A 24,028-nucleotide genomic window follows, 5' to 3' on the forward strand; every position below is an offset into this window, starting at 1 on the left:
CTATTGTTGATGCAAAAAAAAGGAAAAACGGGCAAAACTGGTTTTGCCCGTCTTCAATGTACTTATTACACTGATTACTCTGCGCTACACTGATTTATGCAGTGAAATTGCTCAGTTGGTCAGCCTCTACCAAAAATACCATGTCGTCGCCGGCACTGGTACTCAACCAGGTCAGGTTCAGCTCAGGAAAGGCCGCTTCAGCAAAGGCACGTTCATTGCCAATTTCCACCATCAGCAAACCATCTTCAGTCAGGCGTTGTGCGGCACCTGCGACTATCTTGCGCACCAGGTCCATGCCATCATCACCACCAGCCAGGGCGATTTGCGGTTCGTGCATGTATTCCTTGGGCAGTTTTGCCATGGAGCCGGAATTCACGTACGGCGGGTTGGTAATGATCAGATCATATTTTTTATCCGGTACATTGCTGTACAGGTCAGACTCAATCAGGGTAATACGGTCCTGCAATTCATAGGTTGCCACGTTACGTTTTGCCACTTCCAGCGCGTCCTTGGAAATATCGACTGCATCCACATGTGCTTCAGAGAACATATCTGCCAGCATGATGGGCAGGCAGCCAGAGCCGGTGCACAGTTCAAGGATGTTTTTGATGGCTTCCGGGTCTGTCACCCATGGTGAAAAATTTTCGGGTATCAGTTCGGCGATGAAGGAGCGCGGCACGATGACGCGTTCATCCACATAGAAGTTATAAGTGCCGAGCCAGGCTTCATTGGTGATGTAGGAAGCAGGTACGCGATCGACTGCACGGCGGTCAATCACGCGCAATACAGCGTCTATTTCTGATGGCAATAAATGGGCATCAAGGAAAGGCTCTATCTTGTCCAGTGGCAGGTGCAGGGTATGCAGCAGCAAATAGGCTGCTTCATCCAGGGCATTGGCACTGCCATGGCCAAAGAACAGTTTCTCTTTGTTGAAACGGGTGACGGCATAGCGCAGCAGATCGCGCAGGGTCAAAAAGGTGGTAGCGGGTGTAGTCATATTGTTTCCGTATCGGCCAGTGGTGAGCTGATTAAGTCAGCAGGTTTTCCAGAGTGCGGCGATAAATGTTCTTGAGCGGGTCTATGTATTGCAGCTCTATGTGTTCGTCAATTTTATGGATGCTGGCATTCGGTGGGCCAAATTCCACAACTTGTGGGCAAATCTTGGCGATGAATCGGCCATCAGATGTGCCACCGGTAGTGGAAAGCTCTGTCTCTATACCTGTTTCGACACGTATGGCATCACCCAATGCATCACTGAGACTGCCTTTGGGTGTAAGGAAAGGATGGCCGCCAACTGTCCATTTCAAATCATATTCCAGGCCATGTTTGTCGAGGATGGCATGCACTCGCTGCTGCAAGCCCTCGGCTGTGCTGGCAGTCGAAAAACGGAAATTGAAATCGATAACCGCTTCACCAGGTATCACATTAGAAGCACCGGTGCCAGCATGGATATTCGACATTTGCCAGGATGTCGGCAGGTAATACTCATTACCCTCATCCCAGACTTCAGCCACCAGCTCAGCCATGGCAGGTGCTGCCTGGTGGATGGGGTTTTTTGCCAGTTGCGGATAAGCGATATGGCCTTGCACACCTTTCACAATCAATTTGCCCGACATGGTGCCGCGACGGCCATTCTTGATGGTATCGCCCAATTTATCGACGGAAGTTGGTTCGCCAACAATGCAGTAATCAAGTTGCTCACCCCGGGCCTTGAGCTTTTCGCAGACGATAACTGTACCATCCGTAGCCGGGCCTTCTTCATCACTGGTGATGAGGAAACCGATGGAGCCTTTATGATCTGGATGCTCAGCAATGAATTCTTCTGTCGCCACGACAAAAGCGGCGATCGAAGTTTTCATATCAGCCGCACCACGGCCATACAACTTGCCATCTCGGTGAGTAGGTGTAAATGGTGCAGACTGCCATTGTGTTACTGGGCCAGTAGGCACAACGTCAGTATGACCGGCAAACACCAGTAAAGGTTGAGTCTGACCGCGTCTGGCCCATAGATTGGTTACGTCACCAGATTGTATGGTTTCGCACTGGAAGCCCAGGGGTTCCAGCAGAGCGATCAAGGTGTTTTGGCAGCCTTTGTCTTCAGGTGTGACCGAATCCAGCGCAATCAGCTGTTCGGTCAGGGCAAGTGTTTTACTCATGTTTACTTATGAAAAATGGACTGGTACTGCGGCACAGAAAAGCCGACATTCACTTGCGATTTGCCATCGTTATTGATCAGCAGTACCGGGCGTTTGATAACAGATGGTTTATCCAGCATGAGTGCAATGGCCTGCTCAGTATCTGTAGCAGATGCTTTTTCTGCATCGCTGAGCGCGCGCCAGGTTGTGCCTTTGCGGTTGATCAGTACATCCAGGCCCTGATGTTCCAGCCATGTTTCTATGGCCGCACGGCTCAGGCCTTGTTTTTTGAAGTCATGGAATTCAAAAGCCAGTTCCTGTTCTTGCAACCAGGTACGGGCTTTTTTAACGGTGTCACAGTTTGGAATGCCAAACAGGGTAATGCTTCGCGTCATACTTTATACGTTCAGGGTAAATTCTGTGAAAGAAGCTTCTTCTTTGGTTTCTGGTTCAGGCTCTGGTTTTGGTGCGGTAACACTTGCAGCTTCATTGTTCAGCAACCATAACAAGTTATTGGCAGAGTCCGAATTGGCCAGACCTTCTTCCTGCGTGATCAAACCTTCACGTATCAAATGCATGAGGGCGCGTTCAAAGGTTTGCGAACCAGGTGACAAGCTTTTTTCAATCGCTTCCTTGATCTGGAAGATATCGCCTTGCTCTATCAATTCAGCCACGTAGCGAGTATTGAGCATGATCTCGACTGCAGGCGCACGGCCGCCATCTTTAGCGCGTATCAGGCGCTGCGAGATAATCGCGCGTATGGAAGACGACAAATCCAGCAGCAATGCACTACGCGTTTCCATAGGGAAGAAACTGATGATGCGGTTCAATGCCTGGTAACTATTATTTGCATGCAGGGTCGCCAATACCAGATGGCCGGATTGCGCATAGGCAATCGCCGCCATCATGGTCTCGAGATCACGGATCTCGCCGATCAAGATGCAGTCAGGTGCCTGGCGCAGCGAGTTTTTCAGTGCGGTTTTCAGGCTTTCAGAATCGCTACCAATTTCACGCTGGTTGACGATGGATTTTTTGCTGCGGAACAAGAATTCAATCGGGTCTTCCAGCGTCAGGATATGGCCGGTCTTGACTTCATTCCTGTGATCCAGCATGGATGCTATCGTGGTTGATTTGCCTGAGCCGGTAGAGCCAACCAGCAAGATCAAACCACGTTTTTCCATAATCAACTCAGCAAGCACCGGCGGCAAATGCAGGGTATCAAGCTTGGGGATGTCACCAGGCACATAACGGAAGACAGCGGATATGGAGCCACGTTGGCGGAACGCCGAAAGGCGGAAGCGACCTATGCCAGGCGCACCAATACCGACATTCAGTTCGTTTTTTTCTTCCAGTTCCTCCATGTGCTCAGGCTCCACTACCTCACTGAGAAGTGACAAGATGTTTGCCTGATCCATCTTCTGCTGATTGATAGGGAGCAGATTGCCATTAATTTTCAAATGTATGGGCGAATTCATCGCGAAAAACATGTCAGAAGCCTGTTTTTCCTTCATCAGTTGAAATAACCTCTCCATCGCTGCCATGATGTTTCCCTAAGCTGAGCTAATTATTAAAAGAATAATGCAAAAAACGACGTAAAAATAGCAAATTAAGCGCCACGTAACAACTCATTGATGCTGGTTTTGGAACGCGTCTGTGCATCGACACGTTTCACAATCACTGCGCAATACAGGCTGTATTTGCCATCGGCAGATGGTAAATTGCCGGAAACAACAACAGAACCTGAAGGTACGCGGCCATAGCTGACTTCGCCAGTAGCACGGTCATAAATCTTTGTGGACTGGCCGATGTAGACGCCCATGGAAATCACGGAATTTTCTTCAACGATCACGCCTTCAACGATTTCTGAACGGGCGCCGATGAAGCAATTGTCTTCAATGATGGTTGGGTTGGCTTGCATAGGCTCCAATACACCACCGATGCCAACACCGCCAGACAAGTGCACATTTTTACCAATTTGTGCGCATGAACCGACTGTCGCCCAGGTATCAACCATTGCACCTTCATCCACATAAGCACCGATATTGACATAAGAAGGCATCAGCACTACGTTTTTGGCAATAAAGCTGCCACGGCGTGCAACTGCTGGTGGCACCACGCGGAAACCGCCTTTTATGAAGTCTTCAGCCGTGTAATTGGCGAACTTGGTCGGCACTTTGTCGAAGAACTGCATATGGTCGCCAGAAGGCATGCAGATATTGTCTTCCAGGCGGAAGGACAGCAATACAGCTTTTTTGATCCATTGATTGACTTGCCAGCTACCATCAATTTTTTGCGCAACGCGCAGGGTGCCTGCATCAAGTTCGCTCAATACATGGGCAACCGCTTCGCGGATTTCTGCAGGCGCAGATTTTGGCGAAAAATTTGTGCGATCTTCCCAGGCTTGATCAATGATTTGCTGTAATTGTTGAGTCATGTTGAGTGTCTTCAAATGAAAATGTAAAAAATAAAAAGCGAAATAATCTTGTCTGTGCTGTTTGGCTGCAGTGTCAGACTGCTGTCGGCGTAATATTCTTGCAAAAGCTGACTATCCTTCTTGCTGCTTCCAGGCATTCTTCAGGTTCAGCCACTAAAGCCATGCGTATGCGGTTTTGCCCAGGGTTGATGCCATGTGCCTCGCGCGCCAGATAACTACCAGGCAGAACTGTTACATTATATTCCTCGTACAGGCGGCGGGCGAATTCTGTATCCGACAAACCCATGGCGTCAGGAATTTTTGCCCAAAGGTAAAAGGCAGCGTCAGGCAGTTTCACGTCCAGCACTTCTTGCAGAATGGGGTTGATCTGGGCAAATTTGCGTATGTACTTGTCGCGATTTTCTTGTACGTGCACTTCGTCATTCCATGCCACGATTGAGGCAGCCTGAATGTTAGGGCTCATGGCGCTGCCATGATAAGTCCGGTATAGCAGGAATTTCTTGATGATTTCAGCATCGCCCGCTACGAAACCTGAACGCATGCCAGGCACGTTCGACCTTTTTGACAGACTGGACAGGGTAATCAGGCGCTGGTAGTCATTTCTTCCCAGTGCGCGTGCGGCTTGCAGGCTGCCCAGCGGCGCTTCTTCTTTAAAGTAAATCTCGGAATAGCATTCATCTGCCGCAATAACAAAACCATAACGGTCTGACAGGGTAAACAACTCTTTCCAGTCGTCCAGGTTCAATACTGCGCCAGTAGGGTTGCCGGGCGAGCATATATACAGCAGTTGTACGCGCTGCCAGACTGATTCGGGGATGCTTTTGTAGTCAGGTGCAAAATTACGTTCAGGATCAGCATTGGCAAAGTAAGGCTCAGCTCCGGCCAGATAGGCTGCGCCTTCGTAAATCTGATAAAAAGGGTTGGGGCATACCACTAATGGCGGCCCATTCTTGCAGGCGCTGGGGTCTATGACGGTTTGCGCCAGGGCGAACAGAGCTTCGCGTGAACCAATGACGGGCAAAATTTGAGTTGCTGCATCCAGCGGCGGTATATTGTAGCGACGTCCCAGCCAGGCAGAAATGGAGTTGCGTAAGGCATCCGAGCCAGCAGTGGAAGGGTAACTCGCGAGACCTGCCATATTGTCGACAATAGCATCCTTGATCAAAGCGGGAGTAGGGTGCTTGGGTTCGCCTATACCCAGGCTGATCGCTGGAAATTTGGAATTTGGCACAACATCGGCAAACAGACGCTTCAGTTTCTCGAACGGATACGGCTGCAACTTACTGAGGTAGGGATTAAATGTCATTTTTCGAATTGTTGTCGACGCTAAACAGGCTTTTTAGCTTATTTCTCTGGTCTGCTTGAATTTGCTGCTTTTTATTTGCAATGCGTATTATAGCGTCCTGAGGATTCTATAGAGAAAGGCTTTCACCTGTACTTGCGTGAAATACTGATTAATATGTAAATTGTGTCATAAGTTTGAAAACTGAAAATTTTGCTCTTACGATGGTATTATGCAGCGATACAGGAACGCGGCTGGCATTGATGGCCTTGGCATATATACGATACGCGGTAGATTTGACTGCAAAAGATAATAAAATTATATAAAGTGCGATTAACTTCTATTAAATTAGCGGGATTTAAATCTTTTGTAGATCCCACACATTTTCAGGTTCCTGGCCAACTGGTTGGCGTTGTCGGCCCTAATGGTTGCGGTAAATCCAATATTATTGATGCTGTGCGCTGGGTTTTGGGTGAATCCAAAGCGTCTGAGCTGCGCGGCGAATCCATGCAGGACGTTATCTTTAACGGTTCTACCCATCGCAAACCCGCTGGCCGCTCGTCAGTAGAGTTGGTTTTTGATAACAGCATGGGCAAAGCCGCAGGTCAGTGGAGCCAATACGGCGAGATTGCTGTCAAGCGTACTTTGACGCGTGATGGCACGTCTACTTACTACATCAACGGGCAGCCAGTACGCCGCCGCGATATTCAGGATATTTTCCTTGGTACCGGCTTGGGGCCGCGCGCCTATGCGATTATCGGCCAGGGCATGATTTCGCGCATCATTGAAGCCCGCCCGGAGGAATTAAGGATTTTCCTCGAAGAAGCTGCCGGTGTTTCCCGTTACAAAGAGCGCCGCCGCGAGACAGAAAATCGCATCCACGACACCCATGAAAACCTGGTGCGTGTAGAAGACATTTTGCGCGAACTGAATAACAACTTGGACAGGCTGGGTGCTCAAGCAGTTGTTGCCAATAAATTCCGCGAATTGCAGACTGACCAGGAAGAAAAGCAAAAATTGCTGTGGTTGCTGCGTAAAAAAGAAGCAGAAAACGAGCAAAAGAAGCATTTTGCCGAGATAGAAAAAACCCAGACTGACCTCGAAGAGCAAACCGCCAAGCTGCGCCATGTCGAGCTGGAGCTGGAACAAATGCGCCAGGCTCATTATGCCGTTGGTGACCGCATGCATCAGGCGCAAGGTCATTTGTACCAGACCAATGCCGAGATTGGCAGCCTGGAAGCGCAAATCAAATTCGTCATTGAATCGCGTAGTCGTTTGCAATCACAATTGCAGTCCCTTACTGCACAGCGCGATCAATGGCAAAACCAGAGCCGCCAATTCCAGGATGATTTGTCTGAAGGCGAAATCCATGTCGAAGAGTTGGCCATGCGCGCCGAGCAGGCACTGGAAGTCAGCCAGCAACAGCAAGACAAGCTGCCAGCGATGGAGCAAATATGGCGTGAGTCGCAACTGAAGACGACAGAATCACGCGCCAGGATCATGCAGATGCAGCAGCAGATAGAGCTGGAATCGGCCCACCAGCGCAATGCGTCAAATATCCTGAATACCCTGACAACCAGGCGAGAACGCCTGATGCAGGAAAAACAGGGCCTGGTATTGCCGGATACGACGCATCTGGACAATCTCTCCATGCAGCTGGAAGAAAAAAAGCAGGTGCTGGAAGAGCTCACCATGCAACTGGAAGAAGCGCAAGAGCGCTTGCCATTGCTGGAAGATGAGCGCAAACAGGCACAACAGCAAGTGAACCAGGACAGCGCAGAATATGCGCAACTGGAAGCACGCCTGCTGGCCCTGAAGCAATTGCAGGAAAAAGTACAAAGCCAAGGCAAGGTACAGCCTTGGCTGGAAAAACACGAATTGAGTGGCTTGCCAAAAATCTGGCAAAAACTGCATATCGAAGCTGGTTGGGAAACCGCGCTGGAATCTATTTTGCGTGAACGTACCGCAGCGCTGGAAATGTCGAACCTGGACTGGGCCAAAGCCTTTTTTGGTGACGCACCGCCTGCCAAACTGGCTGTGTGTGCTCCCACGATAGTGGCAGAAACCGTCTCACCTCTGACTGGCTTCAAACCCTTCATCGACTTGCTGCAACTGAATGATGCAGGTTTGCGTGGCCTGATGCAGGACTGGTTACATCAGGTGTATATAGCTGAAGATATTACCTCTGCCTTCATGGACAGGGTTAAATTGCCAGCTGGTGCCTGTTTTATCACCAAACAGGGCCATGTCATTGCCCGCTCCAGTGTACGTTTTTATGCTGCGGATTCTGAACAAGATGGCGTGTTGGGACGTCAACAAGAGATAGAAAACATCACCAAGCAATGCCGCGCCAAACACATGTTGGCGGACGAGTCCAAGACCCGTGCCGTGCGTTCGGAATCTGCTTACACTCAGGCCACGCAGCAATTGCAAGACTTGCGCCAGCGCGTGGGCAGCCTGACACAGACTACCCATAGTCTGCAAATCGAATTCATGAAGCTGTCTGAAGTGCAGGAACGCTTTAATCAGCGCAGCACGCAGATAGGCAGTGACCTGGCAGAAATCGCTGCGCAAGAGGCTGAGCAGCAACAAATCCGTGCCGAGTCTGAGCAAAAGTTTGAGCAACTGGATATGGACTTGGCGGAGCTACAGGAAACCCATGAAGAAGGCCAGACCGCTTACCTGGAAAAAGAACAGCAACTGAATGAAGCCAGACAGCGTTTGCGCGACCTTGAACTGGCTGCGCAAGAAGCTGCCTTTGCAGAAAAATCCCATCGCAGCAAGATGGAAGAATTACGCCGCAGTATCGCGACTGCACTGGAGCAATCTGCACAATTGTTTGCCAGCATGCAGCAGGGTCAACTGGAACTGGAATCAATGGATGACCAGACTGCACAAGCGGGCCTGCAAGATTTACTGGATCGCCGTAGCTCGCAAGAAGTGGCCTTGGCAAATGCTCGCCATGAACTCGATCAGTTAACGCAGCAATTGCGTCATCATGAAGAGTCTAAAATGCAGGTGGAACGCAGTCTGCAACCTCAGCGTGACCGCATCGTTGAATTGCAATTGAAAGAGCAGGCCGCACGTCTGAGCCAGGAACAATTCTCGGAACAATTACGCAATTTTGAAGTCGATGAAGAAGTCCTGGCGCAAAAACTGCATGATGATCTCAAACCATCTTATTTGCAGGGCGAAGTTACCCGCCTGACCAATGCGATTGCAGCACTCGGTGCCGTGAATATGGCTGCCCTTGACGAACTGGCGCAGGCAACTGAACGCAAGACTTTCCTGGATGCACAGCATGCTGATCTGACTGAGGCAATCACGACTTTGCAGGATGCAATCCACAAGATTGATATTGAAACACGCGATTTGTTGCAGGACACTTTTGACAAGGTGAATCATCATTTCGCTGAGCTTTTCCCGATTTTATTCGGCGGTGGTCAGGCGAAACTGATCATGACGGGCGATGAAATCCTGGATTCTGGCGTGCAAGTCATGGCGCAGCCTCCTGGCAAAAAGAATGCAACTATTCACTTACTGTCTGGTGGTGAAAAAGCCCTGACAGCAACGGCGCTGGTATTCTCCATGTTCCAGTTGAATCCTGCGCCTTTCTGTTTGCTCGATGAGGTGGATGCGCCGCTGGATGACTCAAATACCGAGCGTTTCTGTAATATGGTGAAACGCATGTCGGCAAACACACAATTTTTATTTATCTCCCATAACAAGATTGCGATGGAAATGGCACAACAATTGATTGGTGTCACCATGCAAGAACAGGGGGTTTCACGAATCGTGGCGGTAGATATGGAATCTGCCGTCAATTTTGCTACTGAGGTTCAAGCGGCATGACAGATCTACAAATAAGTTTGTTAGCAATAGGTGGAACGCTGGTAGTCGGCGTCCTTATTTTTAATAAATGGCAGGAATACAAAGCCAAGAAAACCGTTGAAAATGCGTTTGGTGATGGACATGATGATGTCCTCATGAATCCTGATGCCCCCGTTGAATCCATCGTCCGGCATGAACCTAGCCTGGATGGTGATGTGCAGCCAGTCGAAGATGTGCCGCAGCACCATGCGCCCATGCATGCGGATGTAAGCGATGAAATGGAGACTCCGATAGCGGTTCAGGACAAAGAATTGCCAGTCGATGAATTAATCGATTGCGTAATTCCGCTGGAATTCGAAACACCGGTACGCGGCGAGAAAATCCTGGCAGAAATCGCTGACCTTAAATATGTGGGCAAAAAACCTGTGCATTTCATAGGTCAAAGCCATAGTGGCGAGCGTGACGTGATTGCTGTCGGTGGTGCTTATACTTGCCTGTTTGCCGGCGTGCAAATGGTCAGTCGTAATGGCCCTTTGAATGAATTGGAGTATTCTGAATTCATCATGAAATTGCGGGCGATTGCTGACAATCTGAGCGCGCACCCTGATATCCCTGACATGAATAAGGTCATGGTGAATTCCCGCGAACTGCATCAATTCGTGGCTGAGCATGATGCGCAGTTAAGCGTAAATATCGCTGCCAATGGCGCACCATGGGCCTTGAATACTTTACTCGCAGCATTGGAGAAAATGGGCTTTGATCAGCGTCCCGATGGTCGTTTGATGATGCCTGATGGTGACGGCGGTAGCTTATTCACTCTGTCCACCAATGTCAGCGTCAGTGAAACCATGACCTCACGCCTGACCCTGTTGCTGGACGTACCTTGTGTTGCCCCTGCACGGGATGGTTTTGGTGCCATGGCAGCCTGCGCACGCTCATTGGCTACCCGCCTTAGCGGTACTGTAGTCGATGATGGTAACCAGCCCATCTCCAAACTGGCACTCGATGAGATATCTGGCCAGGTTCATGAATTTTATGCAGCAATGGCAGAGGCGCAGATTCCTGCGGGCTCCTTGCGTGCGCAACGACTATTTAGTTAATTATTGTAGACATGCAGAATGATCTTTTGGATGCTGCCGCCAAGGCGGCAGACACTTCAGCAATAGCAACACAGGCAGAAAACCTGCGCGCAGAGTTGGACAGGCATGCACATGCCTATTATGTGCTGGACAATCCCAGTGTCCCAGATGCTGAATATGACAGATTGTTTTCTGAACTTCAGCGACTGGAAGAGTCGCATCCCGAATTAAAAACTCTTGATTCCCCAACCAATAGGGTAGGCGGGGCACCTTTACCAGAATTTGGCCAGGTACAGCATGCCGTGCCCATGCTGTCGCTGAATAATGGTTTTGAAGATGATGACGTCATCAATTTTGATCGCCGTGCCCGCGAGGGGCTGGATGTTCAAAATGAAATTGTCTACGCGATAGATTTGAAGTTTGATGGCCTGGCCATCAATTTGCGCTATGTCGACGGTGTCTTCACGCAGGCGGCGACGCGCGGTGATGGTTTTACTGGCGAAGATGTCACTGAAAATATCCGCACCATACGCAGTATTCCTTTACGCTTGCAGGTAGAAAATCCGCCAAAGATACTGGATGTGCGTGGTGAAGTATTGATGTTCAAACGCGATTTCGAAAAACTCAATCAACGCCAGCGTGATGCCGGTGCCAAAGAGTTTGCCAATCCACGTAATGCTGCTGCTGGCAGCTTGCGCCAGCTTGATTCAAAAATTACCGCGCAGCGCAGTTTGCGTTTCTTTGCCTATGGCATAGGTTTGCTGGAAGGCATGAACGTGCCTTCCTCGCATCGTGCCTTGCTGGATTGGTATAAACAGGCAGGCATCCCTGTTTGTGAAGAAAATGCCCTGGTCAGTGGTGCATCTGGTTTGCTGGAATTTTACAAGGCGATTCAAACCAGGCGTGACAGTCTGGATTATGAGATTGATGGCGTGGTCTATAAAGTCAATGATTTTGCCAGCCAGCAGTCGCTTGGATTTGTATCACGTGCGCCACGTTTTGCAATTGCTCACAAATTCCCGGCACAAGAAGCGCTGACTACCGTGCTGGATATAGAAGTGCAAGTCGGCAGAACAGGTGCGATTACGCCTGTGGCCAGACTGGCGCCTGTCTTTGTTGGTGGCGTCACTGTAACCAATGCGACTCTGCACAATGAAGAAGAGATACAGCGCAAGGATATACGCATAGGTGATACGGTTTCTGTGCGCCGTGCCGGCGACGTGATACCTGAGGTTGTCGCCAGCATATTGGACAAGCGCCCGGTAGATTCGCGCCAGTTTGTCATGCCTGTTGAATGTCCGATTTGTGGCTCACCCATACAAAAGCCCGAAGACGAAGCGATTGCTCGTTGCAGTGGTGGCTGGATAAAATGTACGGCACAGCGCAAGGGGGGCTTGTCCCACTTTGCTTCACGTAAGGCCATGAATATTGATGGTGTAGGAGAGCAGCTCATTGATCAGTTGGTCGACAAGAATGTCGTTACAACTGCTGCAGATTTGTATAAGCTTGGTCTGCGTGCACTGGTTGAGCTTGACCGTATGGCAGAGAAATCTGCTCAAAATGTATTGAGTGCGCTGGAAACCTCCAAACTGACCAGTTTCCCACGTTTCATCTATGGTCTGGGGATACGCCACGTAGGTGAGTCGACGGCAAAAGATTTGGCAGCGCATTTTGGCAATACGGACGCATTAATGAAAGCGACGGAAGAGCAGCTGCTGGAAGTATCAGATGTAGGTCCGGTAGTGGCGAAGTCCATCTTGCGTTTCTTCTCTGATCCACTGAATGTGGAATTGGTGGAGCAACTGCTGGCATCTGGCATACATTGGCCCGCGATTGAAGTACAAGAAAAAGGTGAGCAGGTGTTGGAAGGCAAGACACTTGTTCTGACAGGTACTTTACCTACCCTGAGTCGCGATCAGGCGACAGAGATTATAGAAAAAGCCGGTGGCAAAGTATCAGGTTCAGTATCGAAAAAAACCAGTTATCTGGTTGCTGGTGATGATGCTGGTAGCAAGCTGGTGAAAGCGCAAGAATTGGGTTTAACTATTTTGACAGAAGCAGAATTGCTTCAACTTTGTTCCAGGAGCTGAAATGAGAAAAATTAAAAAAGCCGTATTCCCAGTAGCTGGTTTGGGTAGTCGTTTCTTGCCTGCTACCAAGGCACAACCCAAGGAGATGTTGCCTATCGTTGATAAGCCACTCATACAATATGCGGTTGAAGAGGCGGTAGAAGCTGGCATCACTGAAATGGTGTTCATTACAGGCAGGAACAAGCGGGCGATCGAAGATCATTTCGATAAAGCCTATGAACTCGAAAGCGAACTGGAAGCAGCAGGCAAAGAAGCCTTGCTGGATCTGGTCAGGAACGTCATCCCCAAGAACATCAATTGCATTTATATCCGTCAGACGGCAGCCCTGGGTTTAGGTCATGCGGTGTTGTGCGCTCGTCCAGTGATTGGTGATGATCCATTTGCGGTCTTGCTGGCGGATGATTTGATGGATGCGGATGTTGGTCAACCGTCTGTCATGGCACAGATGGCGCGCCAGTATGAAGCTGAAGGTGGCAGTATCATTGCTGTACAAAACGTGCCACGTGAATTTACCCGTCAATACGGTATTGTCAGCGGTACACCTTACACGGATAGTCTGGAAAGAGTGCAGGGCATTATAGAAAAGCCTATGCCTGACGTTGCACCGTCGACTCTGGCGGTAGTTGGTCGCTATATTTTGTCTGGTCGTATTTTCTCTTATCTGGAAACCCTGGGTAAAGGCTCTGGTGGTGAAATTCAATTGACTGATGGTATCGCTGCCATGTTGAAAGACTTCCCGGTCTATGCTTTCCGTCCGAATGCAACCAGGTATGATTGCGGCTCAAAACTGGGTTATCTGAAAGCCAGCGTTGCGCTGGGCTTGAAGCATAAAGAAACCAGCGCAGAGTTCTCTGAATATCTACAGTCCTTGAAGTAAGTAATGCAAAATACGGTCAGGCAGTACCTGGCCGTATTTTTAAGTAAAGTCATCCATTAAATAGTTTACACAAAATATGGTGCGCCATGATTCATCCTATCCTGAAAATGGGCGATGCCCGACTATTAAGAGTTGCTGAGCAAGTCACTGCGTTTGATACTCCAGAATTGCATGAGCTCATCAAGGATATGTTTGAAACCATGATTGCCGCCAACGGTGCAGGCTTGGCAGCGCCGCAGATAGGCGTGAATCTGCAACTGGTGATTTTCGGTTTCAAGAATAACCCTCGCTATCCTGATGCGCCCGTCGTGCCCGAAACTGTACTCATTAATCCGGTGTTGACACCTTTGTCTGAAGAGACAGATGATGCATGGGAGGGATGTTTGTCTGTGCCAGGCATGCGAGGCTTGGTGCCGCGCTGGAGCGCACTGCGTTATGAAGGCTTTGATCAGTTCGGTGCACGCATCTCACGCGATGTAGATGGTTTCCATGCCCGCGTCGTGCAACATGAGTGTGACCATCTGAATGGCATTTTGTACCCCATGCGCATACGTGATCTGACACAATTTGGTTTTACTGAAGTCTTGTTCCCGGAACTCGATCCTAACGACGACGATTGAGTCATTGATTTCAAAAAAAGGGCAAGAATGGAGATTCTTGTCCTTTTGTTTTTTTGAAGAATGCTAATTAAAACTGCTCATCTTCCCGGAGGTAGCGCCACTGTCCCTCTGGTAATTTACCCAGCTTGATCTTGCCTATGCGCACGCGCTTCAGACCTATCACTCTCAAACCTACCATTTCACACATGCGCCTGATCTGGCGCTTCTTGCCTTCACGCAGGATGAAATTCAACTGATCTTCATTTTGCCAGGTGACTTTGGCAGGTAGCAATTTTTTACCATCGAGTGACAGGCCATGGTTCAGACGACGCAGCTCGGTATCAGGCAAGCGGCCAGGTTTGCTGTATTGCACGCGCACCAGATATTCCTTTTCCACCACCGTGGTTTCACCTATCAGGTGTTTGGCGATGCGGCCATCCTGGGTTAGTACCAGCAAACCTACTGAATCGATATCCAGGCGGCCAGCAGGCACAAGGCTGCGCAATTGGGTAGGGTGGAACTGATTATCGACCTCATCTTCTGCCCAGCGGTTTTCTGGTTTTATCAGGGCGATTGCAGGTGTATAACCATCTTCAGCCTGGCCACTGACGAAGCCGACAGGCTTATTGATGAGGACGGTGACGCGTTTCGACTGTTCTGCGGCGGCCTGTCTTTCCACCGTCACCTTCTGGTGAGGCAATACCTTGCTACCCAGTTCTGAGATGACATTGCCGTCAACCCTGACCCAGCCGCGTGCTATCCATTCATCGGCCTCGCGGCGGGAGCAAAGGCCAAGTTCGGACATGCGTTTGGAAAGTCGTACAAGTTCGGTCATGATACTTTTTAAATAGTGATCTTGCCTGTAGTTAGCTTCAAGTCAGGCAAGGATTGTGATTATTCGGTTGCGATAATGCAGGAGCTTAAATTCTTAGCGCATCCAGCAAGTCGGTTTCAAACTGTATCTGGCTACGCGCACCTTGAAGAGCCTGGCCATCGACGATGAAAACGTCTTCTACCCTTTCGCCCAGAGTCATGATCTTTGCTGTATGCAAATTGATTTTATACTTGGTGAGTATATTTGCAACCGCATATAACAAACCATTTCTGTCATTCGCAGAGATAGACAATAAATAATACTGACCCCGGTCGTCTGGCCGCAAATCTACCGTAGGCACGATTGGGAAAGTGCGTGACATGCGCGACAAGCGTCCACGGTTAGGTGGAGAAAGAGGTGTCTGGCGTGTCAGAATCTCTGTCAGTTCGTGCTCTATCAAATTAATGATGTCACGATAATTATTCGCAAAAGCTGGTTCTATCACCAGAAAAGTATCGAGGGCATAGCCGTTTTTACTGGTATGAATTTTTGCATCAAGAATACCAAAATTCTTGCCGTCAAAATAATTGCAGATGCGCGCAAACAGGTCGGGCTGGTCTTTGACATAGACAGTGATCTGCAAGCCTTCACCTATGGGTGACAGGCGGCATTTCACCACTGGTGTCTGGCTGTCTATGCGATCATGCAAGGCGCGCGTTTGCCAGGCGATATCGGAGGAATCGTGACGCAAGAAATACGCTACATCAAGTTGCTGCCAGAATTTTTCATGTGCATCAGGTGCCAAGCCATAAAGGCGTAAGGCTTTTAAGGCTTCTTCCTGGCGATTTTTTAATTCCCTGTCCTTGCTCGGCGTTTCACCACCCAGTACGCGCAGGGTCATGCGGTACAAATCTTCCAGTAGCTTGCCTTTCCATGCATTCCAGACTTTGGGGCTGGTGCCACGAATATCAGATACTGTCAGCAAATACAGCGCCGTTAAATGGCGTTCATCTTTGACCAGATTGGCAAAATTCTGTACTACGTCAGGATCAGATAAATCCTGTTTTTGCGCCACATGCGACATGGTCAGGTGTTTTTCCACCAGAAAGATAATCAATTCTGTATTAGCTTTGCTCAGGCCATGGTCGTAGCAGAATTTTTTTGCATCTGCCATGCCAAGCAGTGAATGATCGCCGCCGCGGCCCTTGGCGATATCATGGAATAAAGCTGCGATATACAAAACCCAGGGTTGGTTAAAATTTGCCATCAACTGGCTACAAAATGAGTATTCATGCGCATGTTCAGGCATGGTGAAGCGGCGCAAATTGCGCACTACCATGAGGATATGCTGGTCTACCGTGTAGGCATGAAACAGATCGTGTTGCATTTGCCCTATGATGCGGCGGAAATTCGGCAGGTAGCGACCCAATATGCTCATCTGGTTCATGCGGCGCAAGGCATGGGTAATCCCTTGTGGCGATTGCAAAATTTGCAGGAACAGCGAGCGATTGAAGATGTCATGGCGGAACTCGGCATCAATCAACAGCCGTGCATGCCAAAGGGCGCGCAAAGTCCTGGCCGTCATGCCCTTGAGTTCAGTGTGCCGGGCCATGACCAGAAAAATTTCCAGTATGGTCGATGGATTAGCTTCAAAGGTGTCATCCCTGGCGATATCGATGAAGCCATTTACCTCATTGAAATGCTCATTGATGGGGCGTGGCACAGAAGGCTGTGGAAACAAAACATCTTCTATGTTCTGCAGCAAAACGGTGTTGAGTTGCGTAACTGCCTTGGCTGCCCAGTAATAGCGCTGCATCAGGTATTCACTGGCACGCCTTGATTCTGTGGTCTTGAATCCAAAAGTTTCTGCTATCGGTGTCTGCACATCGAAAATCAGGCGGTCTTCACGGCGACCTGCATAGATATGCAGCCGTATGCGTATATCTTTAAAAGCCCGCTCATTGCGTTTCAACTGCCGGGCTTCAACATCAGTTATCAGTCCGCGCTCTGCCAGTTCGCGCCAGGAATTGCCAAGATTTGCCGCCTTGGCCACCCAGAGTATGACTTGCAAATCCCTGAGCCCGCCTGGGCTTTCCTTGCAATTGGGTTCCAGGCTATAGGGCGTATCTTCGTATTTGACATGACGCTGCTGCAGTTCCAGCAATTTCTCCTGGAAAAATTTTTGCGGATGCATGGCTTCCGCATAGTGCTGCTGCATTTCCTTGAATAATTTGCGGCTGCCTGTTACCAGGCGAGCTTCCAGCAAACTGGTTTGCACAGTGATATCGGCTGCAGATTCTTGCAGACATTCATCAATGGTACGTATGCTGTGGCCAATATCCAGACCTATGTCCCAGAATAGCTGCACCAGTTTTTCCAGCTTGTCGCGCAAGGCAGCATCCGGTCTTTGTTGCAGCAAAATCAGTACGTCAACGTCGGAGTAGGGGAATAATTCGCCACGACCATAACCACCAACAGCGACCAGCGCCGCTTCTTTCGGGAAATCAAAATGACGCCAGATTTTGCTGAGTTGCTGATCGACATTGCGGCACAAGTCATGCAGCAGTTGTTCTGCCTTATGATTTTCCTTGAACGCATTAATGACGATCAGTTGCGCTGATTTCAGTTCTTCCTTGAAAGAGAGTGCCGGTGTCTGCATATGACCAGGGTCTTAAGCGAGTTTGATGAAATCTGGAATAGGCGGATAACCTGCCGACAATGTCAGCACCTCATAACCGGTTTCCGTTACCAAAACTGTATGCTCCCACTGGGCAGACAGGCTGCGGTCCTTGGTTTTAATGGTCCAGCCATCCGGCATTTCCTTGATATCGCGGCGGCCAGCATTAACCATGGGCTCTACCGTAAATATCATGCCTGGCAACAATTTTTCCATGGTGCCAGGTTTGCCGTAGTGCATGACTTGTGGTGCTTCGTGAAAAATCTTGCCTATGCCGTGACCACAAAATTCACGCACGATGCTATAGCCTGCACGCTCAGCGTGCTGCTGAATAACGTGGCCAATGTCGCCCAGATGCGCACCAGGTTTGATTTTATCGATGCCCAGCCACATGCATTCATAAGTAATCGCATTCAGACGCTTGGACAAGATTGATGGTTCGCCCAGCAAGAACATGCGGCTGGTATCACCGTGATAACCATTTTTGATGACGGTAATATCCAGATTGACTGAGTCGCCATCTTTCAAGACCTTGTCACCTGGTATGCCATGGCAAATGACATCATTTACCGATGTGCAAATGGCTTTTGGATAAGGCGTGTAGCCTGGCGGACAGTAATTCAGTGGGGCAGGGATGGTGCCTTGCACATTGGTCATGAATTCATGGCACAAGCGATCAAGTTCACCAGTGCTAATGCCGACTTTGACAAATGGCGTGATGTAATCAAGGACTTCCGACGCCAATTTGCCGGCAATGCGCATGCCGGCGATATCTTCCGGCGTCTTAATAGTAATAGCTTCCATACGTTTTCTTGTCGTTTGCCAAGACTTGCATAGCGAACAGATGACATTGACCAGGCATTTTGCCGGGTGCAGCCAGGTTCGCTTACCAGCTAAAGTCTTGGGCTGAGTAAAATTGCGAAAGTGTTGCAGAACCGGAATTATAGTCTATGAAAGGCCCTGCCGCATTGCCCTGACAGCGCCTCTGTACAGCCTTCTTAATCGCGGCACTTGAGGAAAATGCTGTTTTCATAGTAGAATAGATGGTTAGCTTGTAGATGTATAGAAATGCGGTACTTGCTAATTTATATTTTATCAATCGAATCCGGTCGAAAAGGGTGTCTTGCAGCGTTAAGCTTAAGTAATTATTAAGCCGCTCAGATCACTGGCTGGATTCAAGACCTAACCCTGGAGTTATTATGTCTGTAACAATGCGTGAAATGCTGGAAGCCGGTGTGCACTTTGGTCACCAAACTCGTTTTTGGAATCCAAAAATGGCACCGTACATCTTCGGCCATCGCAACAAGATTCATATCGTCAACCTGGAAAAAACCCTGGCAATGTATCAGGACGCGATGAAGTACATCCGTCAATTGTCTTCCAATCGCGGCACAGTGTTGCTGGTTGGTACCAAGCGTCAATCCCGTGACATCATCGCAGCAGAAGCACAACGTGCTGGCATGCCTTTCGTTGATCAACGCTGGTTGGGCGGTATGTTGACTAACTTCAAAACAGTCAAAACATCCATCAAGCGTTTGAAAGACATGGAAGCTTCCATCGAAGACGGTTCTGTTGAGAAGCTGTCCAAAAAAGAAGCTCTGATGTTCCAGCGCGAAATGATCAAGCTGCAAAAATCCATCGGTGGTATCAAGGATATGGGCGGCATTCCTGACGCAATTTTCGTAGTCGACGTTGGCTACCATAAAGGTGCGATCACTGAAGCAGCGAAACTGGGCATCCCGGTTATCGGCGTGGTTGATACTAACCATTCCCCAGAAGGTGTTGCATACATCATCCCTGGTAATGATGACTCCTCCAAAGCAATCGCTTTGTACGCTCGCGGTGTTGCCGATTCCATCCTGGAAGGCCGTGCAAACGCAGTGAACGAAGTTTTGGAAGCTGTTAAGCCAGGTTCTGATGAGTTTGTAGAAGTAGAACAAGCTTAATTGCCTGTTCTGGCACATGGTTTCAAGCTGCCAGTGGCGGCTTGAAACAAAAAATGGGGCAACAGTCGTTCGCCCTTTTTTTTAAACAAAATTTGATATCGGTGTTTTTTAAACACCCTTGAACTAGGAGAATGACATGGCAGCGATTACAGCAGCTTTGGTGGGTGCACTGCGCGCAAAGACAGATGCGCCAATGATGGAATGCAAAAAAGCGCTGACAGAAGCAGAAGGCGATATGGACCGTGCGGAAGAAATTTTGCGTGTAAAACTGGGTAGCAAAGCTTCCAAAGCATCTTCCCGTATTACTGCAGAAGGCGTTGTCGCATCTTACATCGCAGGTAATGTTGGTTCCCTGATCGAAGTTAACTGCGAAACAGACTTCGTGACCAAGAATGATGATTTCCTGGCGCTGGCAAATACTTGTGCAAAATTGATCGCTGAACACAATCCTGCTGACATCGCAGCTTTGGGTGCATTGCCACTGGATGGCAAGACAGTTGAAGAAGTGCGCGCAGCACTGGTTGGTAAAATCGGCGAAAATATGTCTTTCCGTCGCTTTGTCCGCTTTGACACAACTGCCAAACTGGTTTCTTACCTGCACGGCACACGTATCGGCGTGGTTGTTGAATTTGATGGTGCAGATGAGCAAGTTGGTAAAGACGTAGCGATGCATATCGCTGCGATGAAGCCAGTATCCCTGTCTTCTGATCAAGTGCCTGCTGATCTGATCGAAAAAGAGCGCTCTGTAGCAGCTTTGAAAGCAGCAGAATCTGGCAAGCCAGCAGATATCGCTGAAAAAATGGTTGAAGGTTCTGTACAGAAATTCCTGAAAGAAGTTTCTTTGCTGAATCAAACATTCGTTAAGAATGATAAGCAAACAGTTGAGCAGATGTTGAAATCTGTTAATACAACTGTCAAGGCATTCACCATGTTTGTAGTTGGTGAAGGCATTGAGAAGAAGCAAGACGACTTCGCCGCAGAAGTTGCCGCGCAAGTGGCAGCAGCAAAACAAGCGTAATTGGCGAAATAAAAAAACGGGCCGAAAGGCCCGTTTTTTTAAATCCAGCGATTGTAAGTATTTGTGTCTGAGCATCAAATTTATGTATTCAGGTGTAAATATGAGCGGATGGTGCTCCATTTGCTTTGTATATTGCCTGAACGGGCTAGTTTACAAATCAAATGGTCATTGAAGCGCCTTATCCAGGTTGCTTCATCCAGTACGCATTTCTTTTAAACTATTTAAACTACCAGAAGGAGTCCTATCATGACAAAACCTGCTTACAAGCGTGTGCTCTTGAAGCTCTCTGGCGAAGCCCTGATGGGCGATGATCCGTTTGGCATTAACCGTGCGACGATAGAGCGCATGGTGGCCGATGTGGCCGAAGTATCGAGAATGGGTGTAGAGCTGGCCATCGTTATTGGCGGCGGCAATATCTTCCGTGGTGTGGCACCTGGTGCGCAAGGCATGGACAGGGCTACTGCTGACTATATGGGTATGCTGGCCACCGTCATGAATGCGCTGGCTTTATCTGATGCCATGCGCCAGGTTGGCCTGACTTCACGTGTCATGTCAGCAATCGCCATTGACCAGGTCGTGGAGCCTTATGTGCGTCCTAAAGCCTTGCAATATCTGGAAGAGGGCAAAGTCATCGTATTTGCTGCAGGTACCGGCAATCCTTTCTTTACTACCGACACAGCTGCTGCTTTGCGTGGTTCAGAAATCGGCGCTGAAATCGTCTTGAAGGCGACTAAGGTAGATGGTGTCTATACCGCTGATCCTAAAAAGGATGCCACAGCCACACGTTATACGACGATTTCATTTGACGAAGCCATTGCCCGTCACCTGCAAGTCATGGATGCAACAGCCTTTGCTCTTTGCCGTGATCAGAAACTACCTATCAAGGTATTTTCCATTATTAAACCGGGTGCATTGAAGAATGTCATTCTGGGGGGAGACGAAGGCACCTTAGTGCACGTATAATCCTGCACTTTGGATTGTTTCATATTAATTCGGCAAGGAGCGCGGCAAGGTCCGTTGCTCATGCCAAGATGTACAGGAGAGCGCTATGAGCGTAGCAGAGATTAAAAAAAGTTCTGACCAGCGTATGCAAAAGTCTATTGAGACTTTGAAGGCTGATTTGTCCAAAGTACGTACCGGCCGTGCCCACACTGGCATCCTGGATCATGTCCAGGTTGATTATTACGGCACACCTACCCATATCACTCAGGTTGCCAATGTCACGTTGATCGACGCGCGCACGATTGGTGTGCAGCCTTGGGAAAAGAAAATGTTGGGTGCGATTGAAAAAGCAATCCGTGATGCAGATCTGGGCTTGAATCCATCCTCCCAGGGTGAATTGATTCGCGTACCAACCCCACCATTGACTGAAGAGCGCCGTAAGGAAATGGTCAAGCTGGTCAAAACGGAAGGCGAGAGTGCTAAAATTGCAATACGCAACATTCGCCGTGATTCTAATGAGTCTCTGAAAAAGTTGCTGAAAGAAAAAGAATGCTCGGAAGATGATGAGCGTCGTGCGCAAGATGATATCCAGAAGCTGACAGACAAGTTTGTTGCCGAAGTGGACAAGCTGCTGGCTGACAAAGAAAAAGAAGTGTTGACAGTTTAGTCGTCGCCCGCGTATCAACACATTCTGGATTTACATGACCCATACAAGTTCCACCAAGGAAATTCCGGCAGTTGGCGCAATTCCTAAACATATCGCAATTATTATGGACGGCAACGGGCGCTGGGCAACCAAGCGCTTTTTGCCGCGTGTCGCAGGGCATGTAAAGGGCGTTGAGGCGGTCAGGGGTATTGTTGAAGCCTGTGCCCGCCGCGGCGTTTCTTACCTGACCTTTTTTGCATTCAGCTCAGAAAACTGGCGTCGTCCCGCTGAAGAAGTTTCATTATTGATGCGTTTGTTTGTGACCGCTCTTGAAAAAGAAGTGGCGAAAATGCACGCCAATAATATACGCCTGAAAGTGGTTGGCGACCTCACACGCTTTGACCCGCAATTGCAGAAAATGATAACTGCTGCAGAGCAAAAAACTTCCGGCAATCAAGGCTTGACCGTGACCATCTGCGCCAATTACGGCGGGCGTTGGGACATCATGCAGGCCATGAACCGCCTGCAAAAAGAGCGGGTAGCTGCAGGGCAGGCCGATCAGGAAATAACAGAAGACCAGCTTGCTGCGTATCTGTCAATGGCCTATGCGCCTGAGCCGGACTTGTTTATCCGTACCGGCGGTGAGACACGCATTTCCAATTTCCTGCTCTGGCAACTGGCGTATAGTGAGCTGTATTTCACGGATACGTTCTGGCCTGATTTTGATGCGGCAGCTCTGGACTTGTCGATTTCATCTTATCAAAACCGCGAACGTCGTTTTGGACGTACCAGTGCGCAAGTGACCGAACAATCTGCCCAGCAAGAAAGCAAGTAATGCTTAAAACCCGTGTCCTGACTGCTCTGGTTCTGCTGGCCATTTTGCTGCCAGTACTGTATTCGGCCAATTTCTATGCGTTCTCTGTAATGGCAGTCGCCTTTTTTGCAGCTGCGATGTGGGAATGTCAGCGATTATTCAAAAAGCCTGGTCCTATCATCATGGCTGTGCTGTGGGTAGGCTTGCTGGTCTATTGCTTATTTCATCTGGCAGACTTCTCGCATCCCTTGTTGTTTGCTCTTAGCACGGCATTCTGGGCTTTCAGGTTGGTTCCCACCCTGGCCAGAGGTTTGCCTGAAACGCATAACTTTTCCAGTGGCATGCTGAGCACCTTGTATGGCATCAGTATTTTCGCCTGTTTCGTGGCGATTGCTGTTTTCTTTCAGCGCTCACCGATGTATCTGTTTTCTGTCATGGCGATTGTCTGGATTGCCGATATCGGCGCCTATTTTTCTGGTAAAGCTTTTGGCAAGCGCAAACTGGCCCCGACTATTTCTCCTGGTAAATCGTGGGAAGGTGCTATTGGTGGCTGGATCTGTGTATTGATACTGGCGGCGACAACCAGCTTTATTCCTGCATTGGAAAATACTTTTACTGCGCAATTAGTCGCCAGAAAAGGATGGCTCATCTTTGTCTGTGCCATGACCTTGATTACTGCCGCCAGCGTAGTGGGCGATTTGTTTGAATCTTCATTGAAGCGCCGTGTCGGCATGAAAGACAGCAGCAATCTTTTGCCTGGTCACGGTGGCGTACTCGACAGGATAGATGCATTGATACCTGTGCTTCCTCTGGCAGCCTTAGTGGATTTGTGGCGATAAAATAC

At 49.1% G+C, this 24,028-nt stretch carries 20 protein-coding genes; 11 read left to right on the forward strand and 9 right to left on the reverse strand.

The window, feature by feature from the left end:
- Window positions 1-94: 94 nt before the first annotated feature.
- From prmB to dapC, 6 genes are all read right to left on the reverse strand, one after another.
- A complete protein-coding gene (gene prmB / locus ACO0LD_RS05030; RefSeq protein WP_423004371.1) occupies window positions 95-997 on the reverse strand; it encodes a 50S ribosomal protein L3 N(5)-glutamine methyltransferase in 903 nt (300 codons plus the stop codon).
- A gap of 31 nt (window positions 998-1,028) precedes the next feature.
- On the reverse strand, window positions 1,029-2,156 hold the full coding sequence (gene dapE, locus ACO0LD_RS05035; protein ID WP_423004373.1) for a succinyl-diaminopimelate desuccinylase: 1,128 nt from the start codon (window positions 2,154-2,156) through the stop codon (window positions 1,029-1,031).
- A 2-nt stretch (window positions 2,157-2,158) separates the two neighbouring features.
- Window positions 2,159-2,530: an ArsC family reductase gene (locus ACO0LD_RS05040; RefSeq protein WP_423004375.1), complete on the reverse strand. Its 372-nt coding sequence runs from the start codon at window positions 2,528-2,530 to the stop codon at window positions 2,159-2,161.
- A gap of 3 nt (window positions 2,531-2,533) precedes the next feature.
- Window positions 2,534-3,676 (reverse strand): PilT/PilU family type 4a pilus ATPase, encoded by a 1,143-nt coding sequence (locus ACO0LD_RS05045; RefSeq protein ID WP_423004377.1) that lies wholly within the window; start codon window positions 3,674-3,676, stop codon window positions 2,534-2,536.
- Window positions 3,677-3,741: 65 nt separating this feature from the next.
- Window positions 3,742-4,569 carry a 2,3,4,5-tetrahydropyridine-2,6-dicarboxylate N-succinyltransferase gene (gene dapD / locus ACO0LD_RS05050; protein ID WP_423004379.1) on the reverse strand — a complete coding sequence of 276 codons (828 nt, stop codon included), beginning with the start codon at window positions 4,567-4,569 and terminating at the stop codon, window positions 3,742-3,744.
- A gap of 73 nt (window positions 4,570-4,642) precedes the next feature.
- Window positions 4,643-5,875, reverse strand: a complete 1,233-nt coding sequence (dapC, locus tag ACO0LD_RS05055; protein WP_423004381.1) for a succinyldiaminopimelate transaminase — start codon at window positions 5,873-5,875, stop codon at window positions 4,643-4,645.
- 303 nt (window positions 5,876-6,178) lie between these two features.
- On the opposite strand from dapC, the gene smc reads away from it, so the two are divergent.
- The 5 genes from smc to def all read left to right on the forward strand — a co-directional run bounded on the left by smc (window position 6,179) and on the right by def (window position 14,348).
- A complete protein-coding gene (smc, locus tag ACO0LD_RS05060; protein ID WP_423004383.1) occupies window positions 6,179-9,703 on the forward strand; it encodes a chromosome segregation protein SMC in 3,525 nt (1,174 codons plus the stop codon).
- On the forward strand, window positions 9,700-10,782 hold the full coding sequence (locus ACO0LD_RS05065) for a cell division protein ZipA C-terminal FtsZ-binding domain-containing protein (RefSeq protein ID WP_423004385.1): 1,083 nt from the start codon (window positions 9,700-9,702) through the stop codon (window positions 10,780-10,782). The genes smc and ACO0LD_RS05065 overlap by 4 nt, the downstream gene beginning before the upstream one ends.
- An 11-nt stretch (window positions 10,783-10,793) precedes the next feature.
- On the forward strand, window positions 10,794-12,851 hold the full coding sequence (gene ligA / locus ACO0LD_RS05070; protein WP_423004387.1) for an NAD-dependent DNA ligase LigA: 2,058 nt from the start codon (window positions 10,794-10,796) through the stop codon (window positions 12,849-12,851).
- A 1-nt stretch (window position 12,852) separates the two neighbouring features.
- Window positions 12,853-13,728 carry a UTP--glucose-1-phosphate uridylyltransferase GalU gene (gene galU / locus ACO0LD_RS05075; RefSeq protein WP_423004389.1) on the forward strand — a complete coding sequence of 292 codons (876 nt, stop codon included), beginning with the start codon at window positions 12,853-12,855 and terminating at the stop codon, window positions 13,726-13,728.
- 86 nt (window positions 13,729-13,814) lie between these two features.
- Window positions 13,815-14,348, forward strand: a complete 534-nt coding sequence (gene def / locus ACO0LD_RS05080; protein WP_423004391.1) for a peptide deformylase — start codon at window positions 13,815-13,817, stop codon at window positions 14,346-14,348.
- A gap of 67 nt (window positions 14,349-14,415) precedes the next feature.
- Here the strand turns inward: def and ACO0LD_RS05085 are convergent, their stop codons facing one another.
- The 3 genes from ACO0LD_RS05085 to map form a co-directional block, all read right to left on the reverse strand.
- A complete protein-coding gene (locus ACO0LD_RS05085; RefSeq protein ID WP_423004393.1) occupies window positions 14,416-15,162 on the reverse strand; it encodes a pseudouridine synthase in 747 nt (248 codons plus the stop codon).
- 85 nt (window positions 15,163-15,247) lie between these two features.
- On the reverse strand, window positions 15,248-17,800 hold the full coding sequence (locus tag ACO0LD_RS05090; protein ID WP_423004395.1) for a [protein-PII] uridylyltransferase: 2,553 nt from the start codon (window positions 17,798-17,800) through the stop codon (window positions 15,248-15,250).
- 12 nt (window positions 17,801-17,812) lie between these two features.
- A complete protein-coding gene (gene map, locus ACO0LD_RS05095; protein WP_423004397.1) occupies window positions 17,813-18,622 on the reverse strand; it encodes a type I methionyl aminopeptidase in 810 nt (269 codons plus the stop codon).
- Between the two features lie 395 nt (window positions 18,623-19,017).
- Here map and rpsB point away from each other — a divergent pair, with 395 nt between their 5' ends.
- The 6 genes from rpsB (at window position 19,018) to ACO0LD_RS05125 (ending at window position 24,023) form a co-directional block, all read left to right on the forward strand.
- A complete protein-coding gene (gene rpsB, locus ACO0LD_RS05100; protein WP_186951390.1) occupies window positions 19,018-19,764 on the forward strand; it encodes a 30S ribosomal protein S2 in 747 nt (248 codons plus the stop codon).
- A 136-nt stretch (window positions 19,765-19,900) separates the two neighbouring features.
- Window positions 19,901-20,782: a translation elongation factor Ts gene (tsf, locus tag ACO0LD_RS05105; protein ID WP_423004399.1), complete on the forward strand. Its 882-nt coding sequence runs from the start codon at window positions 19,901-19,903 to the stop codon at window positions 20,780-20,782.
- A gap of 246 nt (window positions 20,783-21,028) precedes the next feature.
- A complete protein-coding gene (gene pyrH / locus ACO0LD_RS05110; protein WP_423004401.1) occupies window positions 21,029-21,745 on the forward strand; it encodes a UMP kinase in 717 nt (238 codons plus the stop codon).
- Between the two features lie 85 nt (window positions 21,746-21,830).
- On the forward strand, window positions 21,831-22,391 hold the full coding sequence (frr, locus tag ACO0LD_RS05115; protein ID WP_186951392.1) for a ribosome recycling factor: 561 nt from the start codon (window positions 21,831-21,833) through the stop codon (window positions 22,389-22,391).
- A gap of 34 nt (window positions 22,392-22,425) precedes the next feature.
- On the forward strand, window positions 22,426-23,205 hold the full coding sequence (locus ACO0LD_RS05120) for an isoprenyl transferase (RefSeq protein WP_423004403.1): 780 nt from the start codon (window positions 22,426-22,428) through the stop codon (window positions 23,203-23,205).
- A complete protein-coding gene (locus ACO0LD_RS05125; RefSeq protein ID WP_423004405.1) occupies window positions 23,205-24,023 on the forward strand; it encodes a phosphatidate cytidylyltransferase in 819 nt (272 codons plus the stop codon). Before ACO0LD_RS05120 ends, ACO0LD_RS05125 begins: the two co-directional genes overlap by 1 nt.
- Window positions 24,024-24,028 lie beyond the last annotated feature (5 nt).

Source organism: Undibacterium sp. Ji83W (genome assembly GCF_049340385.1).
GTDB lineage: Bacteria > Pseudomonadota > Gammaproteobacteria > Burkholderiales > Burkholderiaceae_D > Undibacterium.